General features: G+C 47.5%; 26 protein-coding genes. All 26 read right to left on the reverse strand.

What is annotated here, in order from left to right; all coding sequences use genetic code 11:
- Window positions 1–108: 108 nt before the first annotated feature.
- Window positions 109–288: a 50S ribosomal protein L32 gene (rpmF, locus tag V7R82_RS07260; RefSeq protein ID WP_083316332.1), complete on the reverse strand. Its 180-nt coding sequence runs from the start codon at window positions 286–288 to the stop codon at window positions 109–111.
- A gap of 38 nt (window positions 289–326) precedes the next feature.
- The gene (locus tag V7R82_RS07265; protein ID WP_070756555.1) at window positions 327–878 is read right to left on the reverse strand and encodes a YceD family protein; all 552 of its coding nucleotides are present in this window, start codon (window positions 876–878) and stop codon (window positions 327–329) included.
- Window positions 879–977: 99 nt separating this feature from the next.
- Complete coding sequence (locus V7R82_RS07270) at window positions 978–2,141, reverse strand: nucleotidyltransferase family protein (RefSeq protein WP_338542186.1); 1,164 nt, start codon at window positions 2,139–2,141, stop codon at window positions 978–980.
- Between the two features lie 24 nt (window positions 2,142–2,165).
- Entirely contained in the window at window positions 2,166–2,906 is a 741-nt protein-coding gene (locus V7R82_RS07275) for a class I SAM-dependent methyltransferase (RefSeq protein WP_338542188.1), read from the reverse strand.
- Window positions 2,903–3,268 carry a ribosome silencing factor gene (gene rsfS, locus V7R82_RS07280; RefSeq protein ID WP_070756552.1) on the reverse strand — a complete coding sequence of 122 codons (366 nt, stop codon included), beginning with the start codon at window positions 3,266–3,268 and terminating at the stop codon, window positions 2,903–2,905. Before rsfS ends, V7R82_RS07275 begins: the two co-directional genes overlap by 4 nt.
- Window positions 3,269–3,277: 9 nt before the next feature.
- Window positions 3,278–3,856 (reverse strand): bis(5'-nucleosyl)-tetraphosphatase (symmetrical) YqeK, encoded by a 579-nt coding sequence (gene yqeK, locus V7R82_RS07285; protein ID WP_070756551.1) that lies wholly within the window; start codon window positions 3,854–3,856, stop codon window positions 3,278–3,280.
- A 12-nt stretch (window positions 3,857–3,868) separates the two neighbouring features.
- Window positions 3,869–4,525: a nicotinate-nucleotide adenylyltransferase gene (gene nadD, locus V7R82_RS07290; RefSeq protein ID WP_291453852.1), complete on the reverse strand. Its 657-nt coding sequence runs from the start codon at window positions 4,523–4,525 to the stop codon at window positions 3,869–3,871.
- Between the two features lie 53 nt (window positions 4,526–4,578).
- Window positions 4,579–4,896, reverse strand: a complete 318-nt coding sequence (gene yhbY, locus V7R82_RS07295) for a ribosome assembly RNA-binding protein YhbY (RefSeq protein ID WP_306486100.1) — start codon at window positions 4,894–4,896, stop codon at window positions 4,579–4,581.
- Window positions 4,897–4,918: 22 nt separating this feature from the next.
- On the reverse strand, window positions 4,919–6,031 hold the full coding sequence (gene yqeH, locus V7R82_RS07300; protein WP_311464841.1) for a ribosome biogenesis GTPase YqeH: 1,113 nt from the start codon (window positions 6,029–6,031) through the stop codon (window positions 4,919–4,921).
- Window positions 6,024–6,548, reverse strand: a complete 525-nt coding sequence (locus tag V7R82_RS07305) for a YqeG family HAD IIIA-type phosphatase (RefSeq protein ID WP_291429209.1) — start codon at window positions 6,546–6,548, stop codon at window positions 6,024–6,026. Before V7R82_RS07305 ends, yqeH begins: the two co-directional genes overlap by 8 nt.
- Before the next feature lie 162 nt (window positions 6,549–6,710).
- A complete protein-coding gene (locus tag V7R82_RS07310; RefSeq protein ID WP_023391144.1) occupies window positions 6,711–6,938 on the reverse strand; it encodes a YkuJ family protein in 228 nt (75 codons plus the stop codon).
- Window positions 6,939–7,064: 126 nt separating this feature from the next.
- Window positions 7,065–7,934: an NAD(P)-dependent oxidoreductase gene (locus V7R82_RS07315; protein ID WP_311464837.1), complete on the reverse strand. Its 870-nt coding sequence runs from the start codon at window positions 7,932–7,934 to the stop codon at window positions 7,065–7,067.
- 4 nt (window positions 7,935–7,938) lie between these two features.
- Complete coding sequence (locus V7R82_RS07320; RefSeq protein WP_311464835.1) at window positions 7,939–9,144, reverse strand: glycosyltransferase family 4 protein; 1,206 nt, start codon at window positions 9,142–9,144, stop codon at window positions 7,939–7,941.
- A 77-nt stretch (window positions 9,145–9,221) separates the two neighbouring features.
- Window positions 9,222–10,895, reverse strand: coding sequence for an alpha-L-fucosidase (locus tag V7R82_RS07325; protein WP_338542191.1), 1,674 nt, complete (start codon window positions 10,893–10,895; stop codon window positions 9,222–9,224).
- A 175-nt stretch (window positions 10,896–11,070) separates the two neighbouring features.
- On the reverse strand, window positions 11,071–11,637 hold the full coding sequence (def, locus tag V7R82_RS07330) for a peptide deformylase (protein ID WP_291429202.1): 567 nt from the start codon (window positions 11,635–11,637) through the stop codon (window positions 11,071–11,073).
- Window positions 11,634–12,887, reverse strand: coding sequence for a GTPase HflX (gene hflX / locus V7R82_RS07335; RefSeq protein ID WP_338542193.1), 1,254 nt, complete (start codon window positions 12,885–12,887; stop codon window positions 11,634–11,636). Before hflX ends, def begins: the two co-directional genes overlap by 4 nt.
- The gene (gene miaA, locus V7R82_RS07340; RefSeq protein WP_338542194.1) at window positions 12,884–13,855 is read right to left on the reverse strand and encodes a tRNA (adenosine(37)-N6)-dimethylallyltransferase MiaA; all 972 of its coding nucleotides are present in this window, start codon (window positions 13,853–13,855) and stop codon (window positions 12,884–12,886) included. Before miaA ends, hflX begins: the two co-directional genes overlap by 4 nt.
- Window positions 13,848–14,600, reverse strand: coding sequence for a glycerophosphodiester phosphodiesterase (locus V7R82_RS07345; RefSeq protein WP_303824475.1), 753 nt, complete (start codon window positions 14,598–14,600; stop codon window positions 13,848–13,850). Before V7R82_RS07345 ends, miaA begins: the two co-directional genes overlap by 8 nt.
- 3 nt (window positions 14,601–14,603) lie before the next feature.
- On the reverse strand, window positions 14,604–16,346 hold the full coding sequence (gene recN, locus V7R82_RS07350; protein ID WP_338542196.1) for a DNA repair protein RecN: 1,743 nt from the start codon (window positions 16,344–16,346) through the stop codon (window positions 14,604–14,606).
- 30 nt (window positions 16,347–16,376) lie between these two features.
- Entirely contained in the window at window positions 16,377–17,192 is an 816-nt protein-coding gene (locus V7R82_RS07355; protein ID WP_338542197.1) for a TlyA family RNA methyltransferase, read from the reverse strand.
- Between the two features lie 11 nt (window positions 17,193–17,203).
- On the reverse strand, window positions 17,204–18,097 hold the full coding sequence (locus V7R82_RS07360) for a polyprenyl synthetase family protein (protein ID WP_338542199.1): 894 nt from the start codon (window positions 18,095–18,097) through the stop codon (window positions 17,204–17,206).
- Window positions 18,094–18,327, reverse strand: coding sequence for an exodeoxyribonuclease VII small subunit (xseB, locus tag V7R82_RS07365; protein WP_070756538.1), 234 nt, complete (start codon window positions 18,325–18,327; stop codon window positions 18,094–18,096). The genes V7R82_RS07360 and xseB overlap by 4 nt, the downstream gene beginning before the upstream one ends.
- The gene (gene xseA / locus V7R82_RS07370) at window positions 18,302–19,681 is read right to left on the reverse strand and encodes an exodeoxyribonuclease VII large subunit (protein ID WP_303824484.1); all 1,380 of its coding nucleotides are present in this window, start codon (window positions 19,679–19,681) and stop codon (window positions 18,302–18,304) included. Before xseA ends, xseB begins: the two co-directional genes overlap by 26 nt.
- Before the next feature lie 3 nt (window positions 19,682–19,684).
- Window positions 19,685–20,569, reverse strand: coding sequence for a bifunctional methylenetetrahydrofolate dehydrogenase/methenyltetrahydrofolate cyclohydrolase FolD (gene folD, locus V7R82_RS07375; RefSeq protein WP_070756536.1), 885 nt, complete (start codon window positions 20,567–20,569; stop codon window positions 19,685–19,687).
- Between the two features lie 208 nt (window positions 20,570–20,777).
- Window positions 20,778–22,112 carry a magnesium transporter gene (gene mgtE, locus V7R82_RS07380; protein ID WP_268442050.1) on the reverse strand — a complete coding sequence of 445 codons (1,335 nt, stop codon included), beginning with the start codon at window positions 22,110–22,112 and terminating at the stop codon, window positions 20,778–20,780.
- Window positions 22,113–22,300: 188 nt separating this feature from the next.
- Window positions 22,301–23,944 (reverse strand): ABC transporter ATP-binding protein, encoded by a 1,644-nt coding sequence (locus tag V7R82_RS07385; RefSeq protein ID WP_338542200.1) that lies wholly within the window; start codon window positions 23,942–23,944, stop codon window positions 22,301–22,303.
- Window positions 23,945–24,244: the final 300 nt, after the last annotated feature.

A 24,244-nucleotide genomic window follows, 5' to 3' on the forward strand; every position in this document is an offset into this window, starting at 1 on the left:
GGTCAATAAAGGTCAAGCAGGATGCTCCTACATCAGCTCTGCTAGGCAAGCGACAAGGGCAAAAGAAAAAAGCCATCCGATTGGATGACTTCCTCAACATTACTATAATTAAGCTTCCTTGGCTACGACTTGTTTGCCGTCGTAGTAACCACAGTTTGAGCATACACGGTGACTTAAACGTAATTCACCACACTCAGGACAAGGGTTCATTCCTGGAACAACTAATTTGAAATGGGTACGACGTCTGTTTTTACGTGCTTTTGAAGTTCTTCTCTTTGGTACTGCCATGGTTTACACCTCCTGAAAAATTTGTGGAATGAATAAGATTACTCATCCGCATTGGCTTCGTTTAATAGAGCTCTTAGATTAGCAAAGCGTGGGTCCCCTGCTTCCGATGACTGACGTTCTAGACTTGCTAGATAATCCGTCTCCGTCAACACAGCCCAATCCTTGCCACTTGGTAATGCAGCCGTCTCTTCCTCTTCACCAACGACACGCATTGGGAGATTCAATAGTAAGGCATCGATGACTGCTAACTCGAGGTCGATATAATCGTGTTCGAGCACAATTGTCGTCTCCTCGTACTCATCGGCATTCGCATCATATTCCGGCATCACATAGCGTTCGTCAATCGGAACTTGTAAATGAACCGGCACAGGTTCTAAGCTGCGAGTTGATGGCAATGTCATCACTGTACTTGCGGTACAATGCAAGAATATTTCCTGTCCATGAGCAACGAAATAACCTGTTACTTGAACGGGAGTTAAATGGAGAATTGACGGTTCCATCGCTTGCACCTTGGCCGCCACATCCAATTCGACATCGAAGTGGAGTAGCTCTTCCTTGTGGTCGCGAATTTTACGTAAGGTCCATTTCATCTAATATCACCTCTAAAACGACTCTTGTATTATACTTAAATTTTAGGGTCCTGTCAATCGTTTCTGGCCCCTTTTCAGCCTAGCTTTCTAATTTTTTTGTCAAAGAAAGCTGAGAACTTGTTTAGGTTGGACTTGTGACTGAATCTGTCCTCCCGGGCGTAACTGGTAGATTGCGTCCGCAACTAAATTCCAGCCATAATCCTTCTCATAAGCAGGTTTATATTGGCTAAAGACACTTAAATCCTCTCGCTTACGCCAAGCCCCCAGCCAAGGTCGCCCCGCTTGAGAGGCATCTAACAATCTGAAGGCTTGGGGTGTCGTTTCCCGGTTAAAGGCAGTCACTGCCGTCTGAGGAATTTGCAAGAGAATGGCCATGGCAACTCGCTGAATGGCAGCTTGAGTCCAACGTTTGGAAATCATAGCTTGACGCCAGTCCTCCCATTTCTCCTTAATCTCAGCTTGAGACTTAAGGCGATTGGCTAAACCTTCTTTGACACCGGCTATTTGCTCTAGAGAAGCCGGCGGTTGGGTCAGTAACTGATAGCGCAGGTAAGGCCAGTAGGCTGACCAAGGTGCATCCAGTTCAGGACTAAGCTGGCCCTGGAGGTCAGGTGCTAAATCTGCCGTTATTTCCTGGCCCTGGCGAAAGGCTTGGCGAATAGCAGACCCACTCAGTATAGGCTGGCCATCTTCAGTTTCCTGCAAGCGAGGTAAGCCTAAGACCTGACAATCAGGGGCTAGCTGAGCGAGTGTCTTAAGATACTGAAGCCCCAGCTGGTGATTGGCCTGCCAAGGCGCTAGATCCGACCAATCAGCCAGAGACTGAATAGCCACTTGATAGGCTGCCGGGTAGGCTAACCCAGTCTTGAGCGCATCTTGAATGCCCTTGTCGATATGAGCCTGATGCTGAGCTTCCCAAGCTAAGAAGTCCTTAAGCTGAGCAATCTGGGCACTTTCTGTTCCAAAGACAATCCGCTCCACACCTAACTTGGCTAAGATAGCCATCCCATGTCGACCAAAGTAATCCGCTGACTGCAAACTTGCCAGGGTCGGTAATTCAATCACTAAATCAGCCCCCGCGGCTACTGCAGCCTGAGCCCGATGCCATTTGTCTATGATGGCAAACTCACCGCGTTGGACCACATTACCGCTCATCAAAACCAGAATCTGGTCCTGAGGAAAGTGTTGCTTGACCCAGTCCAGTTGGTAGGCATGACCCCGATGTAGGGGATTATACTCCGCCAAAATTCCTATCAGGGCCATGGTATAGCCTCCTTTCCTGACTCTTTACTTACTAGCACGGAAGAACCAACGGTCAGCCGTCTGCCCTTCCTGATAATAGGCCTGGCCGAAGTCCACTAGTACTTCTACCTGGCTAAAGCCAGCTTCTCTCAGCGCTGACTGGTACCAAGCTAAGGGATAGGTTCTTTCTTCTAAGTTGACGTCTGTCCTTTGATAATGGCTCCCGACTTGTTCAAAGACTGTCAGATAGTGTTGGACACTTAATTGATCCAAGTCCGACTCACTATCCCACAATAAGGCATAGCGGTCGTCACTATCAAAGTAAGAAAAACCATCAAAATTCTCAATTTGTTGCGGTGTCCAAACGTCAAACAAAAGTTGCCCTCCTGGAGCCAATCGCCCAAATAACTCTTTCAAGGCTTTAGCCACCTGGTCAGGACCGGCCAAGAAACAAAGAGAGTCCGCATAACATGTGATGAGATCATAATCTTGGTCTAAGGCACTCAAGTCCAAAAGATCTGCTACCAGATAGGCAGAATTCTCACTGTTACCTGGCTCTTCCTGGGCTACCTTAATCATGGCCGGGTCGTAGTCAAATCCTAAGATTTGGCCACAGAAAGGGGCCAAAAGCTGAGTGAACCAGCCCGTCCCACAGGCAGCATCTAAAACCTTGCCTGGCGCTTGATCCCGGCTGGTCAATGTAAAGTCTAACCAGCGCTCATAGATTTCTAAATCATTGAAGTGGTCGTAGACATGAGCTATTTGACTGAAGTTACCGGCGCTCATTGAGCACTAACCCATGCGCTGACATCCACTAATGGCGCGTCACGCCATAATTTTTCTAAATTGTAGTGGTCGCGTTCAGTGTAATGGAAGACATGGATAATAACTTCTACTAAGTCAATCAGAACCCACTTACCACCGTCTTTACCTTCGACGTTCTTGACTTCAAGACCTTCCTTGTGGGCTGCCTCTACGACGGAGTCTACAATGGCATCCAATTGTTTATCGTTACGGGCATGTGTGACTACAAAGTAGTCAGCGATAGGGGTCACATTGCGCACATCTAAGGCCACAATGTCTTGGGCTAAACGGTCATCGGCTGCCCGGACGGCTAGTTCTAAAATTTCTAAAGCTGTTTTTGTCATAGGTTCCTCCTAAATTCCCTCTTGGCACCAGCGGTTGTAGATTTCTACCGCTCCATCAAAGAGAGTTTTTTCCTTTTCAATTAAATAAGTTAATGTGCGTTTCATTTTGTACCAGCATGCCACGTTCAAATCAGTTGCAGCAAGTTCCCGAGCTACTTCAACTCCTGGAAAATCGCGGCCTGGTTCCATGTAGTCAGCTAGATAAAGAATCTTGCCGATTAAATCAAATTGATACCAGCCCACAGTGTGGCCAGCCACCGCTTCTAGGATGCGACGGTCAGTCACACCATAGCAGTCCATAAGTATTTGAGCTGCGGCAGGACCATGTAGAATGTTGCTGCCCTCTTGACTTAAATCCACTTGCGGCCAAAAAGTCTGAGCCAGAACACGCGCCTGCTCCACGTCCAAGTCTTTGGCATAGTCATGAGCTAAAGCTGCAATGCTGACTGCTTCGACATCCGCTCCATAGCGTTCAGCCAATTCAATAGCCGTCTGCTCCACCCTCAGAACGTGCTGATAACGTTTGGGCTTGATACGTTGAGCCAAATCATCCAAGAAGGCCTGACGATTGGTATTCCAATAAGTCATGTCTGCCTCCCCCTATGCTCGACCAAAGGCCGTTTTGTAGAGCCCTTGCGCATCAATGTAAGCAGCCACCGCCTCAGGCACCTGATAGCGAATGCTTTGATCACAGAAGACCCGCAAACGAATATCGGTTGAACTGACAGGCAAGGTTGGGGCTTCTACCCAATCAACCGGCCACTCGGTCTCGGGCATAGGCGTCCCGACTGGCTTTTGCGCCACAAATTGGACTAGCTCAGCCAATTGCTCAATCTGATGCCATTTATGTAATTTCTGGGCTCGGTCTGCTCCCATCAGGTAATAGAACTGAGCGTCTGGGAAGAGGCGACGGAAATAACGCATGGTATCGACTGTAAATAACTTATCCCCGTGCAAAAGTTCATAAGGCTGAATTTTGAAGAAGGGATTATCCTGAATGGCCAGTTGTACCATCTTGAGCCGATGAATGACGGGCACATCTGTCCCCTCTTGCTCGTAGTGACGCTTGGCTACCGGCATGAACCAGACTTCGTCTAATTCCAATTCCTTCCCCACCTGCTCAGCTAGTAGCAAATGGCCCAAATGTGGTGGGTTAAAGGCCCCACCCAGTATGCCAATGCGTTTAGGCCCCTGAACCTGCACTTCTTGAGCCAGGCTAGTCAAGGTCTTGCCTAGGGTTTCCGTTTGTGTCATCATGCGATCACCTCTTTGAATGATTGGCTTAAGTCAGCCCAAGTATGGGCATGGTCTTACTTGATTTTCTTAAGATCAGCAGATAATTTCTGATACTTAGCAATATGAGAAGGTCGGTAGAGCACGCCTGTGTGGCCGATAACCTGAACCGCATGGGCATCGAGGGCATAGGCAATCTCTGCCGTCACTTCCCGAATTTCTTCTTCGCTATTCTGCAGGACCTTAAACTTAATTAGTTCCCGCTTTGTCAAGGCCTGATCCACCTGATCAAGGAAAGTTTGGCCTAGACCTTCTTTGCCCATCTGAAAAATTGGTTTTTCGTGATGAGCAATCTTTTTAAGATGGTTAACTTGTTTCTTGTTAAGTGATGTCACTTGCTTGTTCCTCTTGTCTTTCTTAAATAATAGCGTCTCGAACGGTCACTGCTACCCCTTTGGGTACCCAAACCGTCACACGGACAGGCCGATTCACGCTGAACCAACCTAGACCTGAGATGGCCACATCTTGGTCTTGACTGAGGGTTAATTCCTTAGCCACTAGGTCAGGGAAATCAGCAGCTTCTTCTTCGCTAGGTGGGCTTAGTAAGCCACCTTTGTGTTGGGCATAGAAGGCATCCGCCTTGTCCAACTTGGTGCGGTGTAGGTAGCAATCCTTGGAGACATAATAGGTAAAGGAAGTTCGTTCCCCTTTTTCAAAATCAACTCGTCCAACACCCGCTAAGAAAATGGTCTGACCCGCATTAAGCTGGAAAGTCATAGGTTTGAAAGGCTTGCTTGGCAAAAGCTTACGCATGGCCTCCCGAGACAGATAATGGGCTAGTTGGGTTCGGTGGATAATCCCTGGCGTATCAATAATAGCGTGATTAGGCGTCAAGGGAATATGAATCATATCCAAAGTCGTACCTGGATGATTGGAGGTCGTTATAATCTGCCCCTCTCCACCATAATGGGCTAGAAGCTGATTAATCAGCGTAGACTTACCCACATTGGTAACACCCACGATATAAATATTACGGTCATGGATATTGGCTTCAATCAATTCGAGCAGTTCGGTTAGGGTATGGCCCTTATGGGCGCTCCCAAGGATAATATCTTGTGGAAAGAGGCCGTTGTCAGCCAGAATACCTTTGAGCCAATGCTTGACTCGATTCTGACGGGTCACCTTAGGTAGTAAGTCGAATTTATTCCCGAAAACCACAAAAGGTTGGTTGCCAATAAAACGAGCCAAGCCATGGATTAGACTGCCTTCGATATCGAAGATATCTAAGACATTGATAATCAAGGCATCATCATGGGCAATTTCGCTGAGCTTGTCTAGGAAGACTTGGTCAGGAATTTGCAGGTCTTGTAATTCATTGTAGTGGCGCAACTTAAAGCAACGTTGGCAGTAAAATTGCCCTTTTTCTAAGCCCTTAGCTAAGGCAGACGCTGGTAAATAACCAGCCTGTTCAGAATCCTGACTCTGAATGGTCGCCCCACAGCCGATACATTGGTAGTGTTCCTCAGTCAAGTTGATCCCCCCAGTCCCCTTTGCGTTTAATGCCAACTAACTTAAGCGCAAGTCGTTCAATAGCCCGGTTGGCCCAAGTATAGAAGTTGTCGTTGCGAGCGATTGGCTTGACCAAGATGCTAGCCATTTTAGCTCGGTTAGCCCCAATAATATCGGTCATGATTTGGTCGCCAATCATAATAGTATTAGCCTGACTAGTACCCAAGGCATCCAAAGCCAGCTGAAAATTCTTACGGCGAGGTTTGAGTGCGCCGGCCTTGTAGGGAATGCCTAGTGGCTCAGCGACTTTAGCAACTCGCTCCACCTTATTGTTGGATAAGATATAAATCTTAACACCGGCTTGCGTCATGCGGCTAATCCAGTCTGCCATTTCTTCTGTATAGTTCATGTTATTCCAAGCAATGACGGTATTATCTAGGTCAATAATAGCCGCCTCATAGCCCCGCTTGAGCAGGTCTTGGGGCTGGATATCATAGACCGAGTTAATGGTCCAACTTGGCGTTATGTAGCGTTTCATTCACACATTACTCCTTTAAAGTCTATCACTTCCATTATAGCATAAGAAAACCCGCTCGTCCTTGATTTCGTCGGCTTTAATCAAACCTTAAGCTTCTGCTTGAGGCTAGCAGCAAATTAAAAGAGGCTAGGAGCCATGGCCCTAACCTCTTTGTCTCATTTATTAACCTAACATCTCGAAAATTTCGATTGCTACTAGGTCGATGTCATCGTATTGGAAGACAGACCCAGATTGGTGGTCAGTCAGTTCAAAGGTGTCGCTTTCTTTTACATAAGCAACTTGGCATTTTTCCACGCCTTCAATCTCGAAGCGGCGTACTTCTACATCACTTTCGGTATGGGTCATAGCTTCTAAACGTTGGATAATCCCATTTAATACTGAACTTTTCATAGTTTCACTCCATTCTTAACTCTGCTGCCCATTGCGCTACGATTTCTCGCCATGAGGCAAAGTCTGGACAACATTCCTCAAACTACAATGTTATCATATCTTACTTTCAAGCTAGACGCAAGTTTCTCACTCAGATTGCCACCATAATTTGATGAGTGCCTGAGTCCCATCATCTTCATGACCCGCTGCACAGAGTTTATCATAGAGTTGCCAAGCCAGACTGGTAGCTGGTAAATCCAAGCCCATAGCTTCTGCTTCAGCTAAGGATATTCCTAAATCTTTCTTGAAATGCTTAGCAAAGAAGCCTGGCGAATAGTCTTGTTGTAAAATACGCGGAGCGTAGTTGGCCATGGACCAGTTGGATGCACTGCCTGCCCCAACAGTCTCTAAGACAGAATCAAGGCTTAAGCCCGCCTCCTTAGCATAGACCAACATCTCAGTCAGCCCCGTCATGGTCCCAGCAATCATGATTTGATTGGCCATCTTAGTATGTTGACCGGCACCTGGACCACCCTGGCGCTTAATGGTCTTACCCATTACTTCCAAGTAAGGTAAAACACGCTCATAGCTCGCCTTGGCTCCGCCTACCATAATGGTCAAGCGCGCCTCTCTAGCTCCCAAATCGCCACCTGATACTGGCGCATCTAAGGCTTCAATACCCAGTTCTTGGGCTTTCTCAGCAATTTTTACTGCTAATTGAGGGGTAGAGGTCGTCATATCCACGAAACAACTACCCGGATGGGCACCGGCAAAGAGGCCCTCTGGACCAAAATAGGTGCTCTCAACATCCTGGGGATAGCCTACAATCGTAAAAACTAGGTCACAAGCCTGGGCTAGCTCTTTGGGCGTATCCGCCCACCGGGCACCCGCCTGCAACAAGGCCTCCGCCTTAGCTTTTGTCCGCGTATACAGGACTAGCTGATAACCTGCGCCCATCAAGTGACGCGCCATCGCAGCCCCCATAACACCTAAGCCAATAAATCCAACGCGTGCCATCTGCTTAACCTCCCATCAGCTGCCTGTAGCGATACTTAACGCCGGCCACAACTTTGTTTAGGCCACTACTCCGCTTACGACGTTTGTTTTGCTTAATCACTTCCTCATAGAAGTCTGCCACTTGCTGTTCAAAATGCTCGAGCGACAGCGGGTAAAGCAATTGGCGGTCAATATTTGGCCGGAAACCGGCCTCCATCTTAGCCAAATAATCTAGGATAGCTCGATCAAAATCTTCAAAATCATCGAACAAGGCACCAAAATTATCATTGGTCATAATGCCAGCCAAGTAATCATTGCGCTTGGCTATAATCGGTAGACGGTTGGCAAAAGCCTCTAAATAGGTCAAACCTTGTGACTCTGACATGCTGGCATTGATATAGAGGTCCGCCATTTGGTAATAAGCAGAGACTTGGCTGTGTTCTACCTCACCAACAAAGATAGGCTTAATACCTAAATCCTTTGCCTGTTGCTCCAAGACCGGGCGTTCTGGTCCCTCACCAACAATGACTAATTTTGCTTGCGGCAACTTATCTAGGACTCTTGGGTAGACTTCCAAGACTGCCGCGATATTTTTTTCCTTGGACAAACGAGAGAGAGAGAGAAGCACGATATCATCTTGGCTCAAACCTAGCTTCTGGCGCAAGCTATCACGGCCTTCCGGATTGTAATCTGGAATCTCAACCCCTGTTGGAATAACTCGGATAGGCGCCTTAATGCCATAAGACGTCAAGGTGTCCTTGGTCATGAGGCTAGGGGCAATCACCCCATTTCCTTGGTCACAGAAGACCTTGGATAAGACCTTAACTGTGCCAGGGCGGATCAACTTGCCGTTGAGAATGTAGTGGGTATAGTTTTCATACATGGTGTGGTAGGTATGGATAGTCGGAATTTTGAGACGGCTTGCCACATAACGGCCCGCTAAACCCAGACTAAATTCCGTATGGGTATGTACCAAGTCCAATTGATAATTACGGGCAATCTTAAGGCAGCGCTCAAAACCTGAATAGGCCACCCGCCGATCCTCAAAACTTACAAAAGGCACGCTAGGCAGACGCACAACGCCTGGTTCTGGCCTCGCATTGGGATCCGTTGTAGTGAAGATAATGACTTCATGTCCTTGGCGAACCAACTCATCCCTTAGGAGCTTAACTGAAGTCGATACCCCACTCACTTGCGGAAAATAGGTATCCGTAAAAAAGCCAATATTCATTCGATGTTTCACCTACTTTGCTAATGTCTACTCTTATTATAAAGAATTTTGGGCTAGAATAAAACCCTAATCCCTTGTCACTGGACTAGCAGTCTGGTTTTAGGCCCATCCGGTAAGATTTTCAGATAGAAATCATGTGCTTGATCTTGAGCATAATAGAGGCTAGGCACTTGGATTTGAGCCACTTCCTGCCCTGCTTCAAAGCTTACCTGGTATTGGGCGTCCTCATAAACGCGTCCATGCACGCCAGTCCCAGGTTCAGTGGCGAGTTTAACCTTAAGTGCCTGACTCAAATCCCCCTGTCGAAGCAAGGTCACGGTCAAAGGCTGACCTTTAACTCCCTCATAGCAAGCTTGCCCAAAAATCACTTCATTTGATTCTTGCTGAGCCTTGGCTTGATCTGGCCAACGATAGATAGCCAGGCCACTCAGGATAGGTGCGGCTTGCGCCTGATCAAGTACCAGTCGTAGACGCTGAGTCTGAACTAGCGGCCCTTTAACTAGTCGACGATAGCCCAGGGTCTGACCTTGGGCAAATGGTTGCCACTGGCCTGTTTGATCTAAGTAGTCGATGTGAAAGGCTGACACCCGTTGCCCATACTGAATGGCTTCTTGAATTTGGACTAGGTCCAAGCTAGCAACTTGAGGTAGGACTAACTCTAGCACGTTATCATGGCAAACAGAAGCCTGCCAAAGACCCGATTGATCTAGTAATTGATTCTGCGACTGTCCATTGCTATCTAGGACTTGGCCACCTGCTAAGTAATTAGTCTCATAAAGGGCCTGCCGCGCAATCTGGAAATCTCGTAGAACCTTAATATCTACCTCTGCAAACTGACCTCGCCGATCAGGTGGAATATTAAGTAGCAGTGGGCTCCCTTTGCCAACTGAATGAAGGTAAATATCCATCAGTTCGGCCACTGACTTTGGCTGCTGATTATCATGATAGAACCAGCCTGGGCGGATGGAAACATCCACCTCAGCCAAGGAGTAGAGATCACCTTCAGGATCCCCATGATTGAGGTAATCAACATCCCCCTGCCGTAGACAGTCAGCCTTAACCTTCTGCCAGAGTGGGTCACCACCATAGCCTCGTTCATTACCTACCCAGCGCAGAGCAGTCGGTTCTGTTGAAAAGATTGCGACAGGATAACCTTGCGATTCAATATAGTCGAACCAACGCTTGAAATCATAAGTCACGGCCTGGGCCCCTTCGCCACGCGCACCATCTAACCAGACTTCAACAAAGCGCCCTTGATAGCCGTAAGCTGGATTCTCGAACAACTCTTGTAATTGCTTAAAGTAATAGTCGTTATAGGCCTCTTGGCGGTCAACATGATAATCAGGATGGTGGGCATCCCAAGGCGATAGATAGAAGCCAATAGGCAACCCATAACGGTTAGCAGCGGCAGACACCTCAGCCAAGACATCCCCCTGTCCTTGTCGCCAGGGACTAGCTTTGACACTGTGGTCCGTATAGGCAGAAGGATAGAGAACAAAACCATCGTGATGCTTGAGCACCAGAATAAGACGTTTGAAGCCTGTTTCCTTGAGCACGCGAACCCATTGGTCAGCATCAAAGTCACTAGGATTAAAGTCTTCTGGTGACTCTGTCCCGGTCCCCCACTCCCGGTCATTGAAAGTATTGGGACCGAAGTGAATAAAGGCTGCTAATTCGTCTTGATGATAGGCCCATTGAGCGGGACTTGGAACTGGTCCATGAGGAATAATGGACTTTTGTGTTGCTGGCATAAATATCTCCTTTTAGCCGGGATACACCCTGCATTTGCAAACTCTTTCTTTCTTATTTTAACCGCATTTCTCTTCCATGACAAGATAGAGCCAAGCAATCTAAACCAGATAGGCAAAAATAGATTCCTCACCCCATAAAAAAAGAGGACTGAGATTATTACCCAGTCACTCGATCTTACAATAGTTCTAAACCTGGTTTTTCATACCAAGGCTGTTGTTGGTTAATATGGTCATAGAACATAATACCTTTGAGATGGTCTAGTTCGTGTTGGACCACAATGGCTTCATAGTCACGTAAACGGAGCTCATGTTCCTTGCCCTCCATATCTTGGTAGCGCAGGCGAATACGACGAGGCCGTGGCACCAGACCTGGCACTTCACGATTAACAGATAGGCAACCTTCCCCATCACGCAGGGCAACTTCCTGAACAGAATGGCTGATAATCTTAGGGTTGAAGAGAATCTCACTCAAGAGCGGTTCCGCCTCATTGCCTTCTTCATCATAGCTCATAATATGAACTGCAAAAATTTGCTTAGCTAGGTTAATCTGCGGAGCGGCTAAGCCCACACCAGCACGAAGGCCATATTTCTCGGCAATCTCAGGATTTTGGCTATTAACCAAAAATTCATGCATAGCCAAGGCAGTCTCCTTGAGCTCGTCAGTCAAAGGAAATTCTACAGCTTCCGCAGCTTGGCGGAGGGTAGGATGTCCTTCTTCAATAATATCTTGCATTGTAATCAATGCGTCTCCTCCTCTCGGTCTTGCTGGCGACGACGATAACCCTGCAGGTGATAGTCGCCAGTATTTTCATCATAGTCGAATTTAGTCACTAGGAGTTCTTGACGCATGCCCGCCACCTTATAGGCTTCATGGGCAGGAATGCGTTGGTCAACCCAGTCAGCATCTGCCATCAACAGCTTCCAGATTTCCCGCTTCAAACGATCAATATGACTAGGTTCATAGGCAGAGATGGCGATACTTGGAAAGGCCGTCGCTTGAACTGACTGACCTGGAGCCAAACAATCAATCTTATTGTAGACTGTTAGGACTGGCAAGTGCCCATATCCCAACTCCTTAATAATCCGTAAAACAGTCTGTTCATGCAAGGTCTGAGCGGGATCTGAGGAATCTACTACGTGCAGTAGCAAGTCCATGCCCCCAATTTCTTCCAAGGTTGACTTAAAAGCATGAATGAGTTCTGTCGGCAACTCTTCAATGAAGCCAACCGTATCCGTCAAGGTAAAGCGGTCCTCCCCCTTAAGGGGCATACGCCGAGTCAATGGGTCCAAGGTCGCAAAAAGTTGGTCTTGGACGTAGGTCTCTGACTGGGTTAACTGAGTTAGCAAGGTAGACTTGCCGGCGTTGGTATAGCCCACCAACCCGACTTGCCAGTGACCACCCTGAGCTCGCCGCGAACGAGTTCGATCACGATGGGCGGCAATATCAGCTAACTCCTCCTTAACATGGTGAATAACGCTACGAATATGGCGGCGATCACTTTCCAACTTGGTTTCACCAGGACCGCGGGTCCCAATCCCCCCACCTTGGCGAGACAAATGCTTACCTTGGCCGTAGAGTCGTGGCAGGAGATAGTTATACTGGGCCAGAGCCACCTGGAGTTTCCCCTCGCGACTTCGTGCCCGCATAGCAAAGATATCTAAAATCAGCTGAACTCGATCGATGACCTGAACCTTGAGGCTGGCTTCCAGTTGGCGGTTCATGCTAGGTGTCAGGGCATTAAGACTAATGACTAAATCTATCTCACGGGCTTCTACTAGGGCGGCAATCTCTTCTAGTTTCCCGCTCCCGACAGCCGTTCGGCCATCTAACTTAGGCAACTTCTGGGTGACTACTTCAATGACCTGACCACCTGCTGTCTCCGTTAACGAGGTCATTTCATCTAAGATTACTTGAAATTGTTCCGGGCTATATTGATCTGTCTGAACGGCCATGACTAGGACGTGTTCAGGGCCATCTTGTAAGTCTATCATAGGGTCCCTCCTTTCTCTGCTTGCTTATCTAGTAAATCTTGAACTAGGCTAGTCGCCTGGGCCAAAGCCGCCTCATAATCACTAGCATCCAGCCAGTGAGTGCCCTGGATACGATTGCGGAACCAGGTTAGTTGACGCTTGGCATAGCGCCTAGAATTTTGCTGAATAGCGGCAATAACTGCCTCACGGTCGGTCATGTCCCCTGCCAAATATGGCCACCATTCCTTGTAACCAATACCTTGTACGCTTGGCAACAACTGGCCCTTCGCTACTTGGTAGAGATGACGAACTTCTGCTTCCAATCCATGCGCCACCATGGCTTGGACTCGAGCGTTAATTCGCTCATAGAGTTGGTCACGGGGCCGGTCTAAGGCAAGAATACAGGTCTCATAACGTGCTTGGGCGTTCTCATGCTGGCTCTGGTCAGAGAATTTTTGCCCCGTCACCTGCATAACTTCTAGGGCTCGCAAGAGGCGACGATGATTTTGAATTGGAATCTTAGACGCTGCGAGTGGGTCTTGTGCTAACAACTCAGCATAGAGGACATGAGCTCCTTCCGTCTCTAGCCGTTGCTCGAGGGCTTTACGGATGAGCGGGTCATGGCTAGCCTTCCCACCGAACTCTAAATCATAAAGTAGACCTTCTAGATAAAGACCAGAGCCACCAACTAAAATTGGCAGGATACCACGTGCATGACAATCACTAATCAGGCTCTGGGCTAAAGCTTGGAACTGGCTGGCATCATAATCCTGGTCAACATCCAGAAAGTCCAAGGCATGATGGGGCACACCCTGCATCTCTTCTGGCGTGACCTTACCCGTCCCAATATCCAAACCGCGATAAAATTGTAGGCGATCACCATTAATGATTTCGCCCCCAAAGCGCTTGGCTAGGTCAATACTGAGTTGGGTTTTGCCCACCGCGGTGGGCCCTCCAATGACGATTAAGGGACCTGCTAATCTAGTCATGGCTAGTCTCCCCTTGGTCTCGCATTACAAGCGCAGCAGCTGGCGTGTCGGTCATAATGGCTTCTAAGTGTCCATCCTGGGCCAAGCTTGCATAGTGCGCCCAATCAGCCGGATCATTAACTGTCCAGAGACGGATAGGCCACTGCTTGAAATGTTCTCGTAAGACCTCATCTTGGTAGAGTTGTCGATCCAAATGTATGGCTGTCGGCTCTAGGCCCGGCAAATGCGACAGATAAGGCAAGAGGGCTTCTTCTACCAAGGCAGCAATCTTGGCCCCAGGGGCTAGCGCCTTAAGGCGTTGGAGCGTGTACCAATTAAAACTAGAATAAACAATGTCAAAATCTGGAGCTAGTTCCTCCACGGTGGCTAAAACAGCTGCTTCGATGCCAGGATAATCCTTTTGGTCAGTTTTAAGTTCTAGATTCAGCGTCCCCTTAAAATCTAAGTCTCGCAATAAGTTCAATAATTCTGGTAGACTGGGCACTCGATCTGGAGTCAGACGACCATCGGAAAAGCGCAGACGTGCGACTTGAATCTGGGCCAGGCTTAAATCGCTAACCTCACCTTGGCTATCTGTCGTTCGGTCTAATTGCTCATCATGGATTACAACGAGGGCACCGTCTGCCGTCAAGTGTAAGTCGCATTCAATACCATCTGCACCCGCTGTCACGGCATCTTGGAAGGCGGTTAAGCTGTTTTCGACAGCCTGAGCTTGATTGCCACGATGGGCATAAATCTTCAACATTGCTTAGTCCTCCTCGCCTAGTTTGGCACGATGGGTCTGCAACTGACGACGTAAATCTTGGGCCATTTGCAGGGAAGCTGGCGTTAAGACCTTACCAGACATCATGCTGGCGATGGCTTCTATACGTCCTTCCTCATTCAATGCCTGCACGCGGGTACGTGTACGCTCATTCTCAACAACTTTTTCAATGTAAAGATGTTGGTCGGCACTTGCAGCTACTTGAGCCAAATGGGTAATACAGAGCAGCTGGTGATGCTGGGCAATACCTTGCATTTTCTCAGCGATAGCTTGAGCAACGCGGCCTGATACCCCTGTATCAATCTCGTCAAAGACTAAGGTCATATCCGTCATACCTTGGCTGAAGACCCGTTTGAGGGCCAACATAAAGCGCGATAATTCCCCACCTGAAGCAATCTTAACCAGGGGCTTCATGGCTTCACCAAGGTTGGTAGTCGCATAAAATTCTACCTGGCTTAAACCTTCGGCACTTAAGCGCTGTGCATCTGGGAGCAGACTAGCTAGGCTGGCATCACTCCCCAGGCTCGTAAAGTCAACCTGGAATCGCGCATTAGCCATATACAAGTCGGCCAATTCTGCTTCAATCGCTGCCACTAAGTCCTGAGCTTCCCGGCGTCGACCTTGATCTAGGGCCTGACCAGCCGCTAGACAGTCATGATAAGCGACCGTCAAGTCCTTAACTAGACGCTCTGTATACTGTTCCTGGTGTGTGAGCTGGTAAATTTCCTCGCTAATGGCATCATAATAGGCCAATAGCTGAGCTTCATCCATGCCATATTTACGGGTCAATTGGCCCAATTGGCTGAGACGCGCTTCAAGCTCATCAATGGCTTGATCATTGTCTACTTCCTGGTTGCTGACCGCTAGTTGGTGGGCCACTTCTTCTAGTTGGTAGTAGAGATCTTGCAGTTGGGCCGCCAAGGCCGGATAGCTAGAGTCGTAGCTGGCTACTTCCTCTAAGGCTGCTTGGGCTTGGCTCAGTTGCGTCAAGGCGCTGGTGTCAGCTTCCGATAGCAAATGATTAACCGTCGCCAATGCTTGGCCAATCTTCTGACTGTTTTGTAGACGCCGACTTTCCTGTTCTAACTGGGCCATTTCCCCAGCGACTAAGTTAGCGGCTTCTAATTCTTGCAACTGAAATTCTAAGAAGCTTAAGCGTTGGCGTTTGTCACTTCCTTCTTGCTGACTGGCCAGCCAGTCCTTACGTAGCTGGTCATAGCGCTCGAAGGCAGCTTGATAAGCTTGTTTTAGCTGATATAGGCGCTCGCCCGCAAATTGGTCCAACTGACTGAGATGGAATTGCTTATTAAGCAAGGCCTGATGCTCATTTTGGCCATGAATATCGACAAGGTAATAGCCAATTTGCTTCAGTAAAGACACGTTAGCCAACTGACCATTAACCCGAACGGTATTCTTGCCTTGGCGGTTAAGCTCACGACGTATAATCAGGTCTTCTTGGTCCTCAAGCTCCAAACCAAAAACTGCTAATTGTGCTAACAGTGGTTCAGGAGCTGGCGACATAGAAAAGAGACCCTCCACTACCAGTTTATCGGCACCTTGCCGGATTAAATCGTTGGTCCCACGACTGCCCATAAGCAAGCTAAGGGCATCAATTATAATTGATTTCCCAGCCCCAGTCTCCCCTGCTAGAACGGTCATTCCCATCTCTAAATCCAGGGTCACATGGTCGATAATGGCAAAATTTTCAATGTTGAGACTCCGTAACATAATCGGGCCTCCTTTCTTGTCTAAACTCTTTTATTCAAAGGTTGTATGTGCGGCTTCCACCACACCGGCTAAATCCACCTGCTGCCAAGAGTCATTGGCTAGGTCTTGGTCGTTAGTCAGATAGGCCAAAAATTCGATATTGCCTTCGCCACCGGTAATAGGCGAGAAGGTCAAATCACGTAGACGATAGCCTAAGCCACAGGCATAAGACAGGATTTCCTTGAGGACATCTAAGTGTACCGCTGGATCCTTCACGATTCCCTTCTTACCCACGCGCTCCTTACCGGCCTCAAATTGCGGCTTAATTAGCATGAGGACAGTGCCTCTTGGCGCTAGAATAGGCACCAGAGGTGGCAGAATTAAACGTAGGGAGATAAAGGAGACGTCGATAGAAGCCACACTTGGTTGTCCTTCTTGGAATTGGTCAGGTTGAGCATAGCGGAAGTTCTCCCGCTCCATGACAATGACTCGTGGATCCTGGCGCAAGGAGTAGGCTAGTTGGTTGTAGCCGACATCTAAAGCATAGGACTTGGCTGCACCAAATTGGAGTGCTGCATCCGTGAAGCCCCCTGTCGAGGCCCCAATATCTAGGAGAATCTGGTCAGTCATATCAATGTCAAAGACCTTGATGGCTTTTTCTAACTTAAGGCCGCCTCGACTGACATAAGGTAGCGTCTTGCCCTTAATGTGGAATACTTTGGAGGCATCCACTTTCTCACCGGGCTTGTCATAACGTTGGTTCTGGCTGTCATAGATTTGCCCTGCCATAATCAAGCGACGTGCTTGTTCGCGCGATTCGGTCAGACCACTCTGAACAACCAGTTTATCAATGCGTTCCTTTTTCATAGCTGCTCCTTTTACTTAGCAGAGTGTAGGGTTAAATAATCCAAGATTCCTCCCAGAATCTGATAAGGGCGGCCGCTCTCTTTAGCTAAATCCTCTAAAATTTGGCTAGCTGCGCTAACCTCTACTGCCAAGGCATCCTTGGCTCCTTGGAGACCCAAAAGACTTGGATAGGTAGATTTGGTTAGGGCTTGATCCGACTGAGTGACTTTACCTGTCACTTCTTGACTTCCTAAAACATCCATTAAGTCATTGTGAATCTGATAGGCTAAACCAAAATGACGACCAAACTGACGCAGGGCTTGGCAAGTGCTCGCATCCGCCCCACCGATAATAGCCCCTGCCTCTAAAGCAAAACGGAATAGGGCACCTGTCTTCTGATCATGAATCTGCTTCAAGCCCTGGTAGTCAACCGGCGTCTGTTCTGCTTCAATATCCCCTACTTGGCCAGCCACCATGCCCCAAGAACCCGCTGCTTGACTGAGTTGGTCAATCAGGGCTAGCTTGGTCCGGTCATCCAAGAGGTCATCTGAAACCAGAACTTGGAAGGCGTCTGTTAAGAGGGCATCCCCAGCCAAAATAGCCAGACCCTCGCCAAAGCGCTTATGGTTGGTGGCTTGCCCTCGACGTAGGTCATCGTTATCCATGGCCGGTAAATCGTCGTGAATCAGAGAATAGGTGTGAATATACTCCAGGGCGATGGCTGTCTTAAGGCCACATTTGACTAGGTCTTCTGATTGAATAGCCAAAACCGCCAAGAGCATGACTGGACGCAGGCGCTTGCCCCCATTTTTGAGGGAGTAGCGCATGGCTTCAATCAGACGAGGAGGTGTTAAGTGATAACGTGTCTGTTGGTCCAGGCTCCGTTCGAAAAGCTGACGCAGGGTATCAAGTTCTAAGAAGTTCATTGGACATCCTCATCTAGGACAAAATCGCCCTCTTCTGCCATCATGTTGGCGACTGTTTCTTGAGCATCATGGAGGGTCTTTTGGCAGTATTGGGTTAATTCTACCCCCTGCTTAAAGGCATCCAGAGCTTGGGTTAGAGGCAATTCGCCTCGTTCAAGTTGTTGTACAATGGTATCTAATTCAGCTAGAGCTGCTTCGAAACTCTCAGGCTTTTTCTTTTTTGTTGCCATGTTTTTTTCCTTTCTGAGCGCTAATGGTTTGAACTTGAGCGGTGGCTTGACCATCTTGTAAGGTTACATCGATGACCTGACCAACTTGAAGTTGCTGGACTGATTTCACCGCTTCTTGCTTGTCTTCGATAATGGCATAACCTCGCGCCAGAATCTTGAGCGGGCTATAGGCCTCTAGGAGCTGGCTATAACGAGCCAACTCTCCTTGATAATGTTGACTGGTCTGAGCCATAGCCCGTTGCAACTGATGACGTAGGCGGGCTAGCCTCTCTCCTTCCAGATGCAAACGACCGCTTGGCCCCTGGGCTTTAAGACGAGTGGATAGGAGAGCCAGGCCTTGAGCCTGCCCCTGCAGATAAGACGACTGAGCACGTAACAAACGCTCCTTGATGAGGTCCACTTGCTGCATATAGGCTTGGTAAAGCCGCTCGGGTTCCCGGAAAATATAGACTTCCTGATAACGACGGAGTTGGGTTTGCTTATGTTGAATCCGGCTTAGCATGGCTTGAGCCAAACGGGTTCGACTTTCTTCCAACTTGAGATAGACTTGACTTAATTCCTCAGCTGCCATTTCAGCTGCTGCGGTTGGTGTCGGAGCACGTAGGTCCCCCACTAAGTCAGCAATGGTGGTATCTGTCTCGTGGCCGATGGCTGTGATGACCGGCAAAGGGCAGGCTAGAATCGCCTGAGCCACGATTTCCTCGTTGAAGGGCCAGAGGTCTTCAATGGCCCCGCCCCCACGCGCTAGAATCACGGTATCAAAAGCCGCTTGCTTGGCCTTGAGCCGTTCAAAGGCCGCGACAATTTCGCCGCTGGCTTCCTTACCCTGAACGCGGGTAGGGAAAACTACCACTTGGGCAATAGGATAGCGTCGTTTGAGGGTGGTCACAATATCTCGGATGACGGCCCCACTTGGACTAGTAATGACTGCAATCCGCCGTGGAAAACGGCGCGGTTGCTTCTTAGGCAAATCCAAGAGACCCGCTTGCTTAAGCTTGGCCTTAAGTTGTTCTAGGGCCAGATAGAGGGAGCCCACGCCGTCTGGTTGAAGCGACTCAAGGGTTAATTGGTAGGAACCACTGGGTTCATAGATAGAAACCCGCCCTACCGCTAATACTTTCATGCCTTCTTCTAACTTGAAAGGCAGCTTACTAAAGGCCTGTTTGAACATGGTGACGTTGATTTTAACATTGTCTTCCTTGAGGCTGAAGTACTGATGGCCTGTCCGCAAGCGGAAGTTAGAAACCTCTCCTACTACATAGACTTTCTGCAGGTAGGGGTCCACGTCGAACTTGCGCTTGAGATAGCGGGTCAGGGCCTTGACACTGAGATAGTCCTTTTGTGTATCGGTCACTGACTAGGCCTCCTCCTGGCTCAAGAAGGTCAAGGGATCTAAGTTTTGTTGTTGGCAGGCACAAGTAAAGGTCTGTTCCATCAACATAGCTACCGTCATAGGGCCAACTCCACCAGGAACTGGTGTGATGTAGCTAACCTTATGAGCTACAGCTTCAAAATCCACATCCCCTACTAGCTTACCAGACATGAGCCGGTTAATCCCAACGTCGACTACTACTGCACCTTCCTTGAGATGGTCTGGCCCAATTAAATGCGCCTGACCAGTCGCGACAATCAAGATATCCGCATAACGCGTATAGTGTCCTAAGTCCTGGGTCTTGGAATTACAGACTGTCACAGTGGCCCCGCGGTTAATCAGCATGATAGAAATAGGCAAGCCCACAATTTGGCTACGGCCTACGACGACCACATTCTGACCTTGCAAAGGAATCTGGGCATTCTCTAAGAGCCGCACAATGCCTTTTGGCGTACAAGGATAGAGGTCTGTATTGTCTTCAACGACCCGTCCCATGGTCAGGGGGTGGAAACCATCTACATCTTTCTCTGGATCAATTAGGTGCATAGCTGACAATGGATCTAAATGCTCAGGCAGAGGCAATTGTAATAAGAGCCCATGGGTTTGAGGATCCTGGTTGTGAACCTTAATGGTCCGCTCCAATTCTTCTTGGCTAATATCTGCTGGCAAGAGTACCCATTCGAAGGCATAGCCAATTTCCAAGGCACGTTTTTGCTTCTGGCCAACATAGACCTTGCTGGCAGGATCTTCCCCTACTGAGATAACGGTCAATTTGGGCTGGGTCCCGGTTTGGGAACGGAAGGCCGCTGTTGCCTGGGATAGCCGGGCGAAAATTGATTGTGAGAGAATTTTCCCATCTAAACGTTGCATGAATACCACACCTTTCGGACCCTAGGGTCACAGACTTTTCCTTCTTATTCTACCATAATTTAAGGGCGCTGTAATGCCATTTTGTCCGAAGGCCTAAAAAGCCAAAAGTGACACTCAGCTTACCTTATCATTAGCCTACGGGATTGGCCTTTTTAAGGCGTTTAAACAAGCAAAAAGCCTACCACCAAGGGAGTAGGCAAGGTAATCATTATATAAGTAAAGGCATGAAGAGAGTGGCCAAGCCTAAGAAGCTGAAGAAACCACCCACATCAGTAGCCGTAGTCAGGAAGACGGTTGATACTAAGGCAGGATCCCCGCGGAATTTCTTAACCGCCAAGGGGATGAAGTAGCCAAAAATTCCAGCAATGACCATATCTACAATCATAGCTAGGATGATGACTACACCCAGGTAGACATTGCCATACATGAGTATAAGGGCAATAGCAGCCACGCCACCAGTAATGAGACCATTGGCGAAACCAGCCCCGATTTCCTTAAGCATTCCGCGCCAATCACCCCAGTCTACTTCGCCCAAGGCTAGAGCCCGAACCACAATGGTCACGGTCTGGGTACCGGCATTCCCCCCCATCCCAGCTACAATCGGCATAGCAGCCGCTAGGGCCACCATTTGGCTGATGGTATCGGAGAAAAGGTTGATAACGGATGAGGCCAGAAAGGCTGTGAAGAGGTTGATAACCAACCAAGGCAGACGGCGTTTGACGGACTCGAAGACTGGGCTGTCTAGCGTTTCTTCCGAGTCTACCCCACCCATCAAGTACATATCTTCGGTGTACTCTTCATTGATGACGTGGATGATGTCGTCGTTGGTGATAATCCCCAGAATCCGGTTCTTGTTATTAACGACCGGTACAACTGACAGGTTATACTTGGTAACAATCAGGGAAACTTCTTCCTGGTCCGTCGTTGGCGTCACCGAAATGACATTAGGATTGAGAATTTCACTGAGTTTTTGTTGGTCGGATTTGGTGAAAATATCGCGGATATCGACTGTCCCTTTGAGTAAGGTCTTAGCATCGACCACGAAGAGGGTCTCGATAACTTCCTTCTCTGGCGCAATCTTACGAATGGTCTCGAAGGCTTCATAAACCGTCAAGTTCTCATTCAAGGCGATGAACTCAGTCGTCATGAGACCACCGGCAGTATCCGGATCGTAGGCCAAGAGTTTCTCCAGGTCATCCGAATCACGATTCTTCATCATGTTCAGGAATTGCTTACGTTGCCAAATGGATAGATTGCCCAAGATATCAACGATATCGTCCTGGGACATATAAGTGAAGACATTGAGCATACGGGCAAAGGGCACGGCTTCTACAATCTTAACCTGGAGTTCTTCAGAAATCTGTGTCTCCAAAATCAAGGCCAGGGCCTTGTCCGAAATAAAGCTGACAAACTTGAAAACTTCTTCATCTTCAAGTTCCTCTAGGGCCAAGGCAATATCAGCCGGGTGATGTTCCCGAATCATACGGTAAATGGCTTCAGAATGTTCGTTTAATAGGGCTGTTTGAATTTCTTCTACGAGCATAGGGGATTTCCTCCTTTGAGTCTTAGTTTATATTGTCACTCCTTAAGTCGGGACTCACATCGACCAACCCCTTTGCTTCGTTTTTTCCACCCTCTATCATACCATAAGAAGCCCCTCGAGTCAGCCCAAAAGCCAAAGAAAAAACAGTTGGAATTGACTTCCAACTGTCTGACTTGCATTAAAAATAGCTATTCTGATTTGGATATAACTTTTTCGCTTTCCAAACCTGAAACTCTCCCCTCATGAAGTTCAATCACACAATCAAAATCAGCTATCTTCTCTTCGCTGATTTGATGAGTAATGTAAATAACCATCTTGTCCTTCAAGGATAGAATCGTTTCTTCAATTGTTTGGCGATTTGCTTCATCTAAGCCAGCTACCGGTTCATCAAAAATCAAAATATCACGGCTATGATAGAGCGCCCTTGCTATATCCAATCGTCTCTTTTCGCCACCAGATATTGACTGCTGATGAAGCATCTGCTCGCCTGATTCCAATTGGTTGAGTTCTCTCCATTTATTTAATCCTACCTTTTCTAAGAGTGGCGATAAATCCTCCTTGGATTGCTTAAATAAGGTCACATTATCAGCCAAGTTATTGTTGAAGATTACCGTGTCCTGCTGAACAAAGCCAAGTAAATTCTGAATTGTCCACTCCCCATTAGCGGCAGGAGTAAGGCCTTCCCACACAATTTGCCCTGCACTCGGAGTGTACATACCGAGTATGGTCCTTAATAGGCTTGTTTTCCCACTGCCACTTTCGCCAACAATCAGGTATTTTTTCCCCATCTCAAATTTGAGGTTGATATTGTCCAGGATCAAAGTTCCATTTTTTTCTAGACTCACATCTGATAGAATGAGACTTTGGACCTTCTGCACTGACTCTTGGCTTAAATCTTCTTTATTAGTGGCTTCAATAAAAGCCATAATCTTGTCGCAATTAAATCGAGCAGCAACTAGTCCAGTGTAACTAGCACTAAAGCCCTGAATAGGATAAGCGACATAGGCCACTAACTGCTTTACAGCAAAGAAGGTAGCAAACTCTAATTGACCAGCAATGACGAAAAATCCCCCAACAACCCAAGAAAAGATGTTAACAAATTCTCGTAAACCATAGGAAATAGCATATACACCCCTTTGACGGCGTGTATTCTCTACTTTTGCATCTGCAATCTGCTGACCCTTCTGATTTAAGATGCTTAAATAGCCTGCAAAACCTTGGTATATTTTCAAAGTTAAGAAGCCCTGCAGACCCTCTTTCAATCGACCTAGGTAGCCTTCTTGCGCTTTGGACACTTCTTTTCTTGCTGCTTGAAGTTTTTCCCCCATTAGTTTAGGTAGTACAATAGGGGCAAGGCTCATCAAAATCATGATTAAACTGAAGAAAGGACTCAGAATCAAGGAAGATGCCAGACCTAATACAAAAGTCCAAATATCATTGTACATGCTAAGCAACTCTTTCAAATATTCTTCGTCAACAACATCCATATCATTGGTTAGCAAGTTCATATAATACTCATCAGGTTCCTGATAGAAACCCTTAACTGTCAAATGACTAATCCCTTTTAATACATCCTGTCTAATATCAAGTATGACGGCCTGTGTTAAACGTTCATTGACAATTTCAACAGCATAATCCATATATGAGTCGATTAAAACATAAACTGCAGAGATGATCCCTACATTCACCATTTGTTTTGCATCACCCGAAATAATGGCTGTTACAAGTAACTGTATAATATATGCCATCGCCACCACGGATATGGCTCCTAGCGCCCCAACTACTAAGGCTAGTATGAGTCGCCACTTATTTTTATAGAGATATTTCTTCATTCTTCCTTCCTCTCTTTAATAAAAGTTTATAGGGAAACTTGACAGATTTTTCACCATCATGACCCTACGTCTAAAAACAACTACATGACAGAATAAGTCATACTTATTTATAAAATGATTCTTCCTTTAATTTTCTATCTTGTCATTTTGATTCACCCTAATTTTCTTTTATGGCTATTATTATATAACTAGCAGTTATTAAAAATCAATGGACTCTCTCATTTTTTTCTCATTTTGTTACTAGGTTGATCGTACCCCCCGGAAAATATCAATTTGTTCACTTTTAAGAACGTAATTTGG

Origin of the sequence: Abiotrophia defectiva ATCC 49176, assembly GCF_037041345.1 — a bacterium.
Classification (GTDB): Bacteria; Bacillota; Bacilli; order Lactobacillales; family Aerococcaceae; genus Abiotrophia.